Origin of the sequence: Saccharopolyspora hordei (assembly GCF_013410345.1) — a bacterium.
GTDB classification, from domain to species: Bacteria; Actinomycetota; Actinomycetes; order Mycobacteriales; family Pseudonocardiaceae; genus Saccharopolyspora; species Saccharopolyspora hordei.
On the sequence record NZ_JACCFJ010000001.1, the window covers coordinates 1,202,052 to 1,215,829 of the forward strand.

Consider the following 13,778-nt stretch of genomic DNA (forward strand, 5'->3'; position numbering starts at 1 on the left):
AGATGGACGACGGACTCGCGGCTCAGGGCGAGCTGACCCCGAACGAACGCAAAACGCTCCAGGCTTGGCGGGACATCAAATCCCGGCCCAGTCTTCTGCCGATGTCGTGGTTCGAGGAAGTCGACAAGCAGGTCGGAATGGTCTTCGGGGGAGACCGCAACGACCCGCTCCGCTGGCCACGGCGGCAGTACCAGGTCCTCGGCAGAGTGATGGGCATGCTCGTCGGCGGGGCCTTGGGAGACTCACTCGGCACCACGGCAGAGGCGGAAGGCATCACGACTGCCGGTGCGCTGCTCGCCGCTCTTCGATTCCGATCATGGCGGTCACCGAACTTGGCGAGCTTGCTCAACGCCGTTGAGATCGCGACCCGCGCTCTAGCGGACCATGGTCGGGGCACAGACCTCGACGCCGCCTTGCTAGCCCGTGCTCGGGAGTCAGACCTGGTCGGTCCGCTCGGCTGTGCAATCGCCGCCGTCCCGGCCGCGCTGGTCAGCATCACCAGCTCGGACGCGGACGCTTTTCGCAGAGCTTCGAGCCTGGCCGGCTTGCTCAGCGAGCATCCGGATGAGTGCGCTAGTGCGGGTGTGTTCGCTGTGGCGCTTGTGCGAGGCCTCATTGGGCACAAGCTCACGCTGGAGCAGCTCGTCGAGTTGCTGTTGGAGCAGTTGCGCACTGAGCACTTCGAACTCCGTCGGAGGTTGAGTCACCTCGCGGCGGCGGGCGAAGACGTAGCCGAGCTGGAGATGCTCGCGCAGTTGGGCGGAGGTCACTCCGAGCTCGAAGTGATCTCGCGGGCTCTGTACCTGGGAGATCGAAAGACTGGCGGCTGGGCCGAGATGCTGCACGCGTTCGCTGGAGGGAGCCCGTCTCACAACGCACAGGTGTCCGGTCTGCTCAGTGGCGCCCGGCACGGTGCCGAGGCATTCCCGCTGCTGTGGCGTCGGAAACTGGAACAAGCCCCTCAGCTCGAATCCGTCGCCGAAGCGTTCGTGTCAGAGTTCGGTCCTGACGAGGTGAGCCTCGTCCCGTCGTCCAAGGTCGTGAGCGGAGGTACTACGGCCCAGTCCACAGATCGAGCGCGTGCAGAGCAGCAACCCCCGACTCCGCACGAGCGGTTCATGGGGTCGATGCTGGCTGGAGCCGTCGGGGACGCGCTCGGGTACGCCATCGAGTTCGACGACATCGGGACGATCCGCCAGACCCACGGTGAAGCCGGACTCCGCGCCCCGGTGCTGAGGGACGGTGTCTCCCGGATCTCCGACGACACGCAGATGATGCTGTTCACGCTCGAAGGGCTCATCCGGGCGCACGTCGCTCGGCGGATGAACCCGGTGGACAACGACCCGGTTCCTGAGGTGCAGCACGCGTACCAGCGGTGGTTCCACACGCAGAACCAGCCGTGGCCGCAGGCGGGCGGGCCGTACGCGCAGCGTCTCCCCCAACCTGACGGTTGGTTGATCACCAATCCGGGGTTGTTCACCCGCCGTGCGCCAGGGAGCACGTGCATGTCGGCGTTGGCGCGGTTCGCGCAGACGCACCAGCACGCCACGGTGCAGCAGCCGATCAATGACTCCAAGGGCTGCGGTGGAGTCATGCGGGCGGCTCCTGTGGCGGCGTGGTCAGGTGATCCTGCTGAGGTGTTCTACGCCGCGGTCGGCACGGCTGCGCTGACCCACAGCCATCCCAGCGGCTACCTGTCCGCCGGGGTTCTCGCGGTCATCGTGCACCAGCTGATCCGGGACGTCCCGTTGGCGGAGAGCGTGCGGTTGGCGCGGGAGCTGCTGCTGCGGTGGCGGGGGCACGAGGAGCAGTTGGCGGTGCTCGACAGGGCGGTGGAGCTCGCACAGCGGGGGCCGGTCGCTCCGGAGGAACTGAAGGACACGCTGGGTCAGGGCTGGGTCGGCGAGGAGGCGCTCGCGATCGGTCTCTACGCCGTGCTGGCGACCGACAACCTGCGGGACGCCCTGCTGCTGTCGGTGAACCACTCGGGCGACTCGGACTCGACGGGGATCGTGGCCGGGAACATCGGCGGCGCGCTGTACGGGACCCGGGCCATCCCGCAGGAGTGGCTGGGGACGCTTGAGTTGCGCGAGGTCGTCGAGACCCTGGCCAAGGACGCGTTGGCCGAGTTCAGCCCCAACCCGCCCAACGACCAGGCGTGGCTGCGCCGCTACCCGGCGTGGTGATCCGGCAGGTCGCTGCCGAGGCTCATCCGGTGCCGTTGTCTTGCCCAAGAAGGGTTGCGTCGCGCGAGCGGCACGCGGCGGTCGTCGCTGCCTCGCCGACCACTGGACCCGACGTGGTCCGATTCCTGACGGAACTCCTGCGCAGGGGAGGCGGACGACAGTGACCGGGGCAGTCGAGCGGCCTGACGCTCGCTACGCACAGCTCGTGGTCGACCAGCTCAGCCGGGGCGGCATGTCCGACGAGCTGTGGCGGAACGGGCAGCGACGCGACTCCGGGGACGTCGCATTGGTCCGCCGCACGTTCGGGCGGAGCAGCGACGAGTTCTGCCACGGCCAGCAGGGAAAGAAGCCGATGGTCGACGACGTCGCGCTGGTCCACGGTATCCGCGCGCACTTCGGGGCCGCTGTCCGGGCCACCGTGCGGTTCGGTGAGCTCGTCGGGGGCCCATGTCCTGGCAGTCGCCACTGCGGTGGCCCGTGCCCGGTTCGACGACTTCGACAGTGCCGTCGATCTCGCGGGTCGACTGCTGCCGGTCGCCGCGCCGCTCGTCGGCGCGATGCTGGCCGCGGGCCGTGGACCCGCTGCGGTGCCCGCCGAGGTGGACCTGGCGCTGTCCGACGTGGTCGACCGGTTGGCCACCGACGTCGTGGCGAGCCGGGTCGGCCTGGCCGGCCGCGTGTGGCGTCCGGACTGGGTGCAGAAGTACCCGTCGTACTGAACGCTGAGGAGCTGACGGTGAACGAGAGCAGTGGGGCATGAGCCAGTTCGCGAAAATCGATGTCCAGCAAAAGCTGCTGGGCGCTTGGCGTGCGATCACGTCGCGCCCGGCGCTGCTCCCGTTGTCCTGGTTCGAGTACGTGGACCACGTCGACGAGACGGTTTCCGCGCGAGAGCGGTTCCGCAGCAGTGTCGAACCGCGCCAGCGTGCGGCCGGGGAGTGGAGCTGCGCCCACTGCGGGCGCGCACTGGGCATGCTCGTGGGCGGCGCGGTCGGTGAGGCCGTGGGCGCCTCGGGGCCGGCTCCGGTCGACGCGTTGCTGGCCGCAGCGCGATCGCGAGAGTTCGGTGGCGGGACCGAGGTGACCGATCTGCTCCTCTCCGGTGCCGCGTCCGCCATCGGCCTCGAGGACCTGGACCCCTCCGCGAGCGCCGCAGACCTCGGTTGCCTCGTGATGTCCGTTCCGGTCGCCCTCAGCAGCACGGGAGTCGGGGACGCGGAGGTGTTCACCCGCGCGATGTCCGCGGCCGAGCCCCTGTCCGACCAGCCGGTGGAACGTGCGAGCGCTGGGGTGTTGGCGATGGCGCTCGCACGAGCGTTCTCGTACGGTGACGCGAACCTGACCAGACTCCTCCGGGCCGCCATCGAGCAACTGGACGCGGCGGGCGTGGACGACGGGTGCCGGAATCGCTTGGAGCTGCTGACGGAGAACGCGCGCGCTGCCGAGAAGCTGCCGTTGACCGAAGCGCTCGCGAAGCTGGGCGCCGGGGCGTCTGGACTGGAGACCGTCGCGCGTGCGCTCTACCTCTCGTGGAAGATCGGTCCAGGCGGACGGGCCCAAGTGCATGCGGCGTCGGCGGCGCAGAACAGCGCCGCCAGCGCGGCTGTCTGCGGTCTGCTCACCGGTGCGCGCTTCGGCGCGGGTGCCTTCCCGATGGTGTGGCGACGCAAGCTGCGCGCCAGGCCGAAGATCGAGGTGCTGGCGGCCGAGCTGTTCCAGAGGTTCGGTGACAAGGGATCGCTCTACCGAGGGACATCCACCAGCAGCACAGCACCGAAGGCGGCGAACCCCGGCCAGTCGGGCGATGTGCAGGAAACCGGTGTCCCCGGAGCGGAGCTCGGAGAACTGGACAGCTCTGCACGAGCGGTCCACCCACGAGAAGAACGGCCGAAAACGCGTGCCCGGCGCCGGAAAACTGTGTTGGGGGGTGGCGGGATGGTCGATGAGCGGCGGGACCGTCTGTACGGCGCTGTGGTGGGGTTCGCCATCGGGGATCGCCTCGGTTCGGCTGTCGCGGACCTGACGTGGTCGGAGATCGAGGAGAAGCACGGTCCTCGGGGGATCACGCGGTACGCGCCTGCTGCGGGTACGGGGCAGTTGCGGTCGAGCCTGCTCAGGCTGGCGTTGTCGTTGGACGTGGTGATCAGGGCTGATCGGTTGCGGCTGGCCGGGCAGGAGCCGGACCTGGGGCGGTTGCTGCGTGCGGAGTACGAGCGTTGTGCGGCGGAGTTCCCGCGGTTCCGCAACGACGTGATGGCCGAGGCCGCTGCGCGTTACCCGGTCGATCCTGACTTCGCGCCGTCGTTGTCGCGGGTGGGCAGCAGTGCCGATGAGATCGTGCGCTACCTGCCGCTGGCGCTGTGGACCGAGGTCGACTCCGTCCTCTTCCCGCTGGTGCGTGACGCCGTTCCCGGCTCGGGCGGGACCGAGGCGGAGGCGATCGCCGGGTTCGCGATGATGCTGCAGGGGTGCCTCCACACGAGGAACCCGGTGCGCGCGATGTTCTCGCTGCAGTCTGAGGAACTCGATGTGTGCGGTCCGGAGTTGCGGGCTGCGGTGACGCGGGCGGACGAGATCGCGAGGAAGGACATCACGCCGGCGGAGATCGAACAACTGGGTACCGGCGACACCGCGATCGAGGCGGTCGCGATCGCGCTGTGCGCGTTCCAGTCGGCGCCGCTCGATCCTGACGAGGCGTTGCGCATCGCGGTGAACCACTCGGGCAACAGCGCCGTCACCGGCGCGCTCTGCGGCGCGCTGACCTACGCGAGCTACGACGGCGCGAGCAACATCGCAGACCACTGGCTGAACGGACTCGTCGGGGGCGGCATGGTCTACCGGGTGGCAGAGGACGCTGGCCGGCAGCTCGGCCCGGAACCGCCGAACGACGCGGAGTGGGACGAGCGCTACCCGGTGCCCTCGGTTGACGAAACCGGCACAACTACGGCAGAGCCGGGTGCGGACACGCCGAAGCGCGAGCGGGCCGATGACGCGTCGCCGATCACGCAGGAAATGCGGGAGGCGGCCAAGCGGCAGGCCGGCGGCTACCTGTACGTCACCGGCCCGAAGTACGACCCGGATGGTGACGTCCCGTCGCACGCCATCAAGGGTGCGTTCGTGGTCGACGGGAACGGTGAGATCGGGGAGGACCAGGCCAACCCGAACTACCAGCCGTCCCCGGTCGAGCTCACTGGGCCGCCGGCGAACTGGATCGACCGCAGCATGCGGAGGGCGGTGTCCGGTCAGATCGGCCAGCGGGACTTCCGCCAGCTGATCGCGAAGGCGTCGCTGCCCGTCCTCGTCACGCCCGAGGGCGGTCTCATGCTGCTCGACGCTGAGGGCGGCGCCCGGTTGACGACGTGGACGGCTTCCAGCGTGGTGCCTGAGGGTCCGCAGGCGAAGCCGCTCTACCTGCCCAGGCTGCTGAAGTCGCTGCCGCAGGACGCGGTCGTCGTCGTCAACGGCAGCGCTGAGCTGCAGGCCCAGTTCCTGGTCGCCGACTTGGTCGCCGAGCTGCGCGACATGGGGTTGCTCGTGGCCGGGCCCTCGGGGGAGCTGGAGGTCGGGCCGAGCTTCTGGGTGGAACAGGGCGCACGACTCGCCAGGTTGATCGACCAGCCGACGTTCGCTGCGGTGGAGCGGGCACTGGCGCAGTGGGGCAAGCTCAGCGAAGTCACGCCGGCACGTGGTCGTGCGATCGAGTGCGGGATCACCGCCGTCGAGACGTTGGTCCGGGGCGGGGTGACCGACCCGGACGTGCTCGCGGCCACGGCGGCGTTCAACGCGTCCGAACCCCTGTACGGCGGCAACCGCACTCATGTGATCGGTACGGACGAAGAAGAGACGCGGGCGCTGGAGCTGTTGCGGTCCGCTGTGAGCCCGCACCGTCCGTCCGATGTGGACCCGGAGTCGGAGCCGCGGGTCCGGCAGCTGGTGTACCACCTCTACGTGGAGCACCTGCGCGCGTCGCCGTGGCAGGTGCGTGCCGTCGTGCTGGCGAACCGGTTCGCGGACTACATCACGCCGTGGGTGCCTGGGAACGTGCGGGATGCTCGACAGGCCGAGCTGTGCGTCGAGTTGCTGTCGTGCGCTTCGGACTTCCCCGAACCGTTGCGTCGTCTCTTCGATGAGGAGGTGGTGTACGCCGATCCATCCGTTCCGCCGCAGTATGAGCTGCAGCCCCCGGCGGTTCCGTACATCACCTCTGCAGAGCAGGCGGTGGAACGTGCTCGCGCGGTGGTCGACGGGCTGGGGGATCCGGTCGAGGTGGAGGACGTCGGTCCGGTGTACCTCGTGCGGTCCGCAGGTACCCCGGGCCAGGTCCACCTCGTGCACAAGGTGTGGGAGACCGTCACTGCCGAGGCGGACGACGGCGGTGCCGTCGACAGGTACCGCGCGCGGCACGACGTCTTCCCGTTCACCCAGGGCAATCCGCCCCCGAACCCGTACGAACGACAGCGTGCTCGCCGAGCAGACCCCTCGGCCCCGCACGAGCGGGCCGGGGAATCGGTGCCGGACGAGGCCACGGGGGGCACCAGCGCTCCGAAGTCGCACGAAGCGCCGACGAGTTCGCAGGAGCGCTCTGCCCCGTCGGAGCTCGCGAATTCGGTTGGTACAGCTGTCGGTGAGCAGCCCCACCCGCCCGCCCCGCCCTTGACGCCGCACGAGCGGTTCCTGGGATCGATGCTCGCCGGCGCCCTCGGGGACGCGCTCGGCTTCGCCATCGAGCACCACGACATCGGGATGCTGCGGCGGGAGTTCGGGCCGGCCGGGCTCAGCGCGCCGGTGCTGCGGGACGGTCTCGCGCGGGTCTCCGACGACACGCAGATGATGCTGTTCACGCTCGAAGGGCTCATCCGGGCGCACGTCGCCCGGCGCATGAAGCCGGTGGACAACGACCCGGTCCCCGAGGTGCAGCACGCGTACCAGCGGTGGCTCCACACGCAGAACCAGCCGTGGCCGCAGGCCGGCGGCCCCTACGCGCGGCACCTGCCGCAGCCCGACGGCTGGCTGGTCACCAACCGCGGGCTGTTCGCTGCGCGGGGGCCGGGCCGGACGTGCGTGTCGGCGTTGGCGCGGTTCGCGCAGACCCACCAGCACGGCACCGTGCAGCACCCGGTCAACGACTCCAAGGCGTGTGGCGGGGTCATGCGGGCGGCGCCGGTGGCGGTGTGGTCGCACGACCCGGCCGAGGTCTTCTTCGCCGCCGTCGGCACCGCCGCGTTGACCCACGGCCACCCCAGCGGCTACCTGCCCGCCGGGGTGCTGGCGGTGATCGTGCACCAGCTCATCCGGGACGTCTCCCTGCCGGAGAGCGTGCGCTTGGCGCGGGAGCTCCTGCTGCGGTGGCGGGGACACGAGGAGCAGCTCGCCGCGCTCGACGAGGCGGTGGAGCTCGCGCAGCGGGGGCCGGTCGCTCCCGAGGTGATCAAGGACACGCTGGGTCTGGGCCGGGTCGGCGAAGAAGCTCTGGCGATCGGCCTCTACGCCGCGCTGGCCACGGATAACCTGCGGGACGCGTTGCTGTTGGCGGTGAACCACGCGGGGGACTCGGACTCCACGGGGATCGTGTGCGGCACCATTGCGGGGGCTCTGCACGGGGCTCGCGCCGTTCCGGCGGAGTGGCTCGCGTCCCTGGAGCTGCGAGAGGTGATCGAGACGGTGGCCCGGGACGCGCTCGCGGAGTTCAGCCCCGGCCCGCCGACCGATCCGGCCTGGACCCGGCGCTACCCAGCCTGGTGACCACGAGGGAGACAGCGATGACCGACGCTCGACCACCGCAGCCGTCGTGGGCGGAGCGCTTCCGCGGAGCCATGCTCGGCGGGGCCGTCGGCGACGCGCTCGGTGCCGGTGTGCGGACCATGACCACCACCGAGATCCAGCAGTGGTTCGGCCCGCGGGGCGTCGTCGACTACCTGCCGGTCTACGGGCGGCGCGGTGCGGTCACCGACATCACCCAGCTCACCGTCTTCACCATCGAAGCCCTGCTGCGGGCGCGCGCGACCGGGGAGCGCTCGGCCGTGCAGACGCTGGAGGCCAACCACCTCGCCTGGCTGCACACCCAGGGCGTGCCGTGGGCGTACGCGATGTCCAAGTACGGGCCCACCCAGCTCAGCGGCTGGCTGCTGCAGCGTCCCGAGCTGTACTCCACTCGCAACCCGGGCGGCACCGCCCTCCTCGGGTACGGCCGGCTCTCGCACCTGCCGCCCTGGTCGCAGGGCGACGGGTCCGGCAACGCGGTCATCCCGGAGGACTTCAGCGACTGCATCCCGTGGTCCGCGCCGGTCGCCCTGTGGAGCCCCGACCTGCGCGTCGTCAACGAGGAAGCCCGGTGGGCGGCCGCCCTGCTGACGAGGAAGGGCGACACGCTCTGCACCACGCAGCTGCACGCCGACGTGCTCGCCCAGCTGCTGCACGGGCAGGCCCTCTGGCCGGCCGTCGAGTCGTGGGAGGCGAACCGGGCCTTCGGCTTCCCGCACCCGCACGGCGCGCTGCGCATCGCGCACGCCGCCATGTTCGCGACCCGCGGCGGACGTCGCCCGACCCCCGCCCAGCTGGAGGTCGAGATCGACAACCGGAGCGGCCCGGCCGACCTCGGCATCGCGCTGGCCGCCGTCGCGGCCACCCACACCTTCGCCGACGCCGTGGTCATGGCGGTGAACCACAGCGGGGACAGCGCCGTCACGGGCGCGCTGGCGGGCCAGCTCGCCGGGGCGATCTACGGGCCGGCCGGGATCCCCGCGCAGTGGCTGGACGAGCTCGAGCTCCGCGACGTCATCGAGACCCTCTGCGCCGACGCCACCGAAGCCTTCGCGCCGCCGCAGCAGCCGCAGTGGGCGCAGCGCTACGCCCCGGGCTCGCGGCACCTCGCCGGTGCGCCGCAACTGCCCGGCGGCCCGACGGTCGAAGGCTCCGCCGAGCAGACCACGCTCATCCCCGCCGTCCCGGCCTCGGACGACACCGACACGCCGCCCAGCGGGTTCGCGCCGGCCCCGCCCGCCTCGGGCATCGGCGGGCCGACCTTCCCGCCGGCGCGCTCGGAGGCGCCGGTGACCGACCCGTCGGACACCGGACCGATCCCCGTGCCGCACCTGCGCTCCGCGGAGGCCGAGACGACCGCGGTGTTCCCGGCGATCGACGACCGGGAGGACACCGCGCCGCAGCCCGAGGTCCCCACGGCACCGGACGGGTCTGCTGCGGAGAGCTCCGCGGGACCGCAGCCCGACGCGGCACCGGACGAGGCGGTCGCCCGGGAGATCGCCGAGCAGGTCGTCCGCGAGTCCGCCGCGGGACCGGACGAGCGGACCGCTCCCGAGCCGGTCGGTCGCTCCGCGGACGAGGAGTTCCCCGTGGGAGGCGGCGACGAGCCGTCGGCCGGTGCGGACCTGCCGGAGGACGTCGGCATCGTCGACAGTGGCCGGTTCGACGTGGCGGACGCCGGGGTCTTCGCGGACAACGGCGAGGTCGACGGTGCCGCCGACGTCCGCGAGTCGATCGCGCGGTTCGCGGACGGCGAGTTCTCCGGGCGGAACGGTGACGGGCCCGCGGTCGTCGACGAGCCCCGGGGCGTCGACGGCGAGACGGCGGACAGCGACCGGCTCGAGGACGGGCTCTCCGATGTGGACGGTGACGGCGCTTCGCCGGAGCCGGCGCACGACGAGCTGCCCGAGGCCGATGTCCGCGCAGCCGAGCCGATCGTGGACGACGAGGACGACGTCCCGGTCGGGAGCGGACGGCACGCGGAGTCCGAGGCGCACCAGGACGAGGCTGCGTCCGAGCCGGCGGACGACGAGCCGGAGGAGGCCGACGACGTCCGCGAGCGGGTCGAGCTGCCCGACGCCGGTGCCACCGTGCCGCAGGTGACCGAGGTCCCGGCGGTGGCCGACCACACCGACCCGGGAGCGGCCGACGACGATGCTGACCTGCTGGAACCCGTCGTCCCGCCGGTGGAGCGCGAGCCGGTCGACCTGGAGCCGCCCGCGCGCGCCCCGATCGACCTCGCACCGCTCGACGCGCCGACGACCGAGCCCGACGAGCCGTCGGACGACGGAGCCGACGACGACGGGACCGCGCCAGCAGACACCGACGAGCCGCTGACCGCGGGAGCCGGTGCTGACGAGCCGCTGACCGCGGGAGCCGGTGCTGACGAGCCGTTGGAGGCGGCCGCCGCTGTGGACGAGCCGGCGGGCGCGGGCGCAGCGGCTGACGAGCCGGTCGACGAGGCAGCGGCCGATGACGAGCCGCTGGACGACGAGCCGGAACCCGCCGCCGACGAGCTCCCCGCTGACGACACCCCGGATCCCGCGCTGCCGGACGCGCCCGGTCCCGAGGCCGAGCCGACCGGGCAGGACGCTCCGGTCGGAGCGCACCAGCGCACCTCGCCGCCGCCGATCGTGCGCGGCGGGCACGCCAAGGCCGACGGCCCCGGCGACAGCGCGCCGTCGCTGACCGAGCGGGTGCTGGGCTGCTTCCTCGGCGGGGCGCTGGGCGACGCGCTGGGCTCCGACCTGGAGTTCATGACCGCCGAGGCGATCACCGCGCGCTGCGGCCCCGACGGCCCGTCCGGCCTGCGGGAGGCCTACGGCGTGCGCGGGGCGATCACCGACGACACCCAGATGACGCTGTTCACCGCCGAGGGCCTCATCCGCGGCAGCATCGCGAACCGGCTGCTCGGCAGCGACGACCCGCTGCCCGAGGTGCAGCTGGCCTACCAGCGGTGGCTGCACACGCAGGGCGTGGACTGGGAGGCCGCGGCGGGACCGTTCCTCGCCGACCACCCCGCGCCCGACGGCTGGCTGGTCGAGGTGCCCGGGCTGTTCGCCACCCGCGCGCCCGGCAAGACGGTGTGGCGGGCGCTGGCCCGCTTCGGCGACGGCCACCCGGCCGGCTCCTTCGACGAGCGGATCAACGACTCCAAGGGCTGCGGTGGCGTGATGCGGGCCGCGCCGGCCGCGCTGTGGTCCACCGACCCCGCCCAGGTGTTCCGGCTGGCCGCGCGCACCGCCGCGCTGACGCACAGCCACCCCGCGGGCTACCACTCCGCCGGGGCGCTGGCGGTGATCGTCCAGCAGGCGCTGCTCGGCCGCGGCCTCGACGACGGCGTGTGGCTGGCCCTGCAGGTCCTGGAGACCTGGGAGGACCACGAGGAGACCACCGCGGCGCTCCGGGCGGCCGTCGACCTCGCCGAGGCGGGCGTGCCGACGCCGCAGCAGGTCGCCGACCGGCTCGGCGGCGGCTGGGTCGGGGAGGAAGCGCTGGCCATCGCGGTGTGCGCGGCGCTGACCGCCGACAGCGTCGAGGAGGCGCTGCGGATCGCCGTGCACCACGACGGCGACAGCGACTCGACCGGCGCGATCTGCGGCAACATCGTCGGCGCGCTGCACGGCGTGGCGGCGCTGCCCGTCGACTGGCTGGCCGACCTGGAGCTGCGCGACGTCGTCGAGCAGGTGGCGCTGGACTGCGTCGCCGAGTTCGGCCGGGGCGCGTTCCAGCCGGGCTCGGCCGCGATCGAGCCGCCCACCAGCGAGGACTGGAACGAGCGCTACCCGGTCCGGCTGCCCTGGTCCGCGGCGACCGAGCCGGTCGCGGCCGCGGCGGGGCCGGAGTTCCCGCGGCCCAAGCCCGCACCGCGGCGGATCAACGGCGTGATGCACGACGAGTTGTCCGAGGGGGAGGACGCATGATCCTGGGGACCCCGATCCCCGGCACGTACGCCTTGGTCGGCGGGGAGCACCGGCAGCTGGACCAGGTGCTCGACGGCGGCGCGCTGCTCCAGGGCGAGGAGCAGCCCGTGCCGTTCGACCGGGTGGAGGCGGTGCTGTTCGCGCAGCAGGAGGAGCCCCGGCCGGCGTCGCGGGTCTTCCCGGCCCCGGCCGGCTACGGGACGTTCCCGGACCGCACCGACCAGGTGCGGGACCTGGAGCGGGCGCTGCACGAGGCGGTCGTCGCCGGGCTGCCGGAGGGCTGGCAGCGCGCGGAGGTCACCTGCACCGCGCTGGGCACCCGCGTCGAGGTCACCGCCGCGGTCACCACCGACGCCGAGCACCCGTGGATCCCCACCCAGGAGGTCGTCGACGCGCTGCGCCGGCACCGCGCCGTCTCCTACCGCCCGGACACCGGGGCGTGGACCTCGGCGCGCTTCCAGCTCGGCCAGGACGGCTCGGAGCTGCAGACCGGCCACGACGACCCGGGGTGGCAGGACGACGCCCGGGCCCACCACGACGAGCTGCGCTACCACCCGCGGACGACCGCCCCGGCCTGGCTGCTGGAGCGGGCCTGGGCGCACCACGCCGAGCAGCGCGGCGCCGACGAGCCCGCCGAGGGCGTGCGGATGGCGCCGCTGTTCGACGGGCGCGACGCCGAGGGGCGCCCCCTGGTGCACCGGCCCGCGCTGACCTCGGTCGAGAAGCAGGCGGTGCTCGAGTACCTGCACGGCGGCGAGATCCTGCTGCGCGCCTACAGCACCGACCCCGACGAGGTGGACCCGCAGCGCCCGCCGCAGGTGCCCAAGCAGTTCCACACCGACGGCACCTGGGTGTGGCCGCTGGCGATGGCCCACTACCTGGAGGCGCACGACATCGCGCCGCCGCGCGACTTCCTCGACGACATCCGCCGCCGGGGCCACGTGCCGCCGGAGCAGGTCCCCGACCAGGCGGCCGCCGAGGCCAAGGCGCTCGTGCTCGGTGGCGACCCCGCAGCGCTGCGGCAGTACGACCCGCAGAACGCGTACGAGCTGGCCCGCGGCTTCATCAGCGCGATGGGCATGAGCACCCGCTTCTACAGCTTCGAGGGACCGGTGGAAGGCGGCTGGACCATGCTGCCGGTCAGCGGCGGCTGGTGGTCGGTGTTCTGCACCGACGAGGGCCGGGTGCGCAACGAGCACCGCTTCCCCGACCCCGTCGCCGCCGCGGCCTACCTGATCGGTGCGATGTCGGTCACCCGGCGCCAGTTCCTGCGCGAGCCGGACGAGCCGCTGCAGGACTTCGAGTGCCGGTACGAGCCGTTCCCCGGCGAGCCGCCGCTGTCCGCCTACGACAACAAGCTCATGGTCACGCTGCGGGTCGGCGACGAGGTCGACCGGTTCGGCGAGCCGACCGGCAACACCGTGTTCGTCGCCGGCACCACGCTGCCGCAGCGGTCGGTGCCGCCGCAGCAGCAGCCCGGGGAGTACCACCGGTACCGGGTGGTCAGCGGCTTCGAGGTGGTCTCCGGGGTGGTCAAGCCCGACTTCGGCCAGGTCGGCGGGGGCACCGCCTTCGTGCTGCCCAACGACGTCGCGACCCTGGTCCAGGACGGCTGGCTGGTCGAGGTCTGACCACCCGCCCGCGTCGCCCACCACGGCACCGTCCGTTCCGCCAGGCGGGAGGGCCTTGTCGTGGTGGGTACAGTGGCTCCCAGAAGCAGCCGCGAGCTCGCACCTCGAGGTGGCGCACCAGCAGCGCCGGGTGATCGAGCAGGTCAAGGGGGACCCCGTTTTGACCCTCTGAGAACGGGGCGGGTATCTTTGTTTATCGGACCCGACACCAATCGGGTCGATCCGCATGCCCGTGCATGACGTGGTCCCCTCCTCAGGGTGACTGCGCCAGCGCCGAG

5 protein-coding genes and 1 pseudogene are annotated in these 13,778 nt (G+C 72.3%); all 6 read left to right on the forward strand.

Annotation, left to right across the window (positions count from 1 at the left end):
- Positions 1-2 precede the first annotated feature (2 nt).
- The 6 genes and pseudogenes from HNR68_RS05670 (at position 3) to HNR68_RS05690 (ending at position 13,500) form a co-directional block, all read left to right on the forward strand.
- Entirely contained in the window at positions 3-2,186 is a 2,184-nt protein-coding gene (locus HNR68_RS05670; protein ID WP_179718340.1) for an ADP-ribosylglycohydrolase family protein, read from the forward strand.
- Between the two features lie 428 nt (positions 2,187-2,614).
- On the forward strand, positions 2,615-2,905 hold the full coding sequence (locus HNR68_RS05675) for a hypothetical protein (protein ID WP_179718342.1): 291 nt from the start codon (positions 2,615-2,617) through the stop codon (positions 2,903-2,905).
- Between the two features lie 253 nt (positions 2,906-3,158).
- Positions 3,159-3,827 (forward strand): annotated as a pseudogene (locus tag HNR68_RS27565) (ADP-ribosylglycohydrolase family protein); the annotation flags it as partial.
- Positions 3,828-4,121: 294 nt separating this feature from the next.
- The gene (locus HNR68_RS05680; protein WP_246330397.1) at positions 4,122-7,928 is read left to right on the forward strand and encodes an ADP-ribosylglycohydrolase family protein; all 3,807 of its coding nucleotides are present in this window, start codon (positions 4,122-4,124) and stop codon (positions 7,926-7,928) included.
- Between the two features lie 17 nt (positions 7,929-7,945).
- The gene (locus tag HNR68_RS05685; RefSeq protein ID WP_179718346.1) at positions 7,946-11,869 is read left to right on the forward strand and encodes an ADP-ribosylglycohydrolase family protein; all 3,924 of its coding nucleotides are present in this window, start codon (positions 7,946-7,948) and stop codon (positions 11,867-11,869) included.
- Positions 11,866-13,500 carry a TNT domain-containing protein gene (locus HNR68_RS05690; RefSeq protein ID WP_179718348.1) on the forward strand — a complete coding sequence of 545 codons (1,635 nt, stop codon included), beginning with the start codon at positions 11,866-11,868 and terminating at the stop codon, positions 13,498-13,500. Before HNR68_RS05685 ends, HNR68_RS05690 begins: the two co-directional genes overlap by 4 nt.
- Positions 13,501-13,778: the final 278 nt, after the last annotated feature.

Bases quoted from the DNA above. Each gene is read 5' to 3' on its own strand.
- HNR68_RS05670 (WP_179718340.1), top strand. From the start codon at position 3: ATGGACGACGGACTCGCGGCTCAGGGCGAGCTGACCCCGAACGAACGC.
- HNR68_RS05680 (WP_246330397.1), top strand. From the start codon at position 4,122: ATGGTCGATGAGCGGCGGGACCGTCTGTACGGCGCTGTGGTGGGGTTC.
- HNR68_RS05685 (WP_179718346.1), top strand. From the start codon at position 7,946: ATGACCGACGCTCGACCACCGCAGCCGTCGTGGGCGGAGCGCTTCCGC.
- HNR68_RS05690 (WP_179718348.1), top strand. From the start codon at position 11,866: ATGATCCTGGGGACCCCGATCCCCGGCACGTACGCCTTGGTCGGCGGG.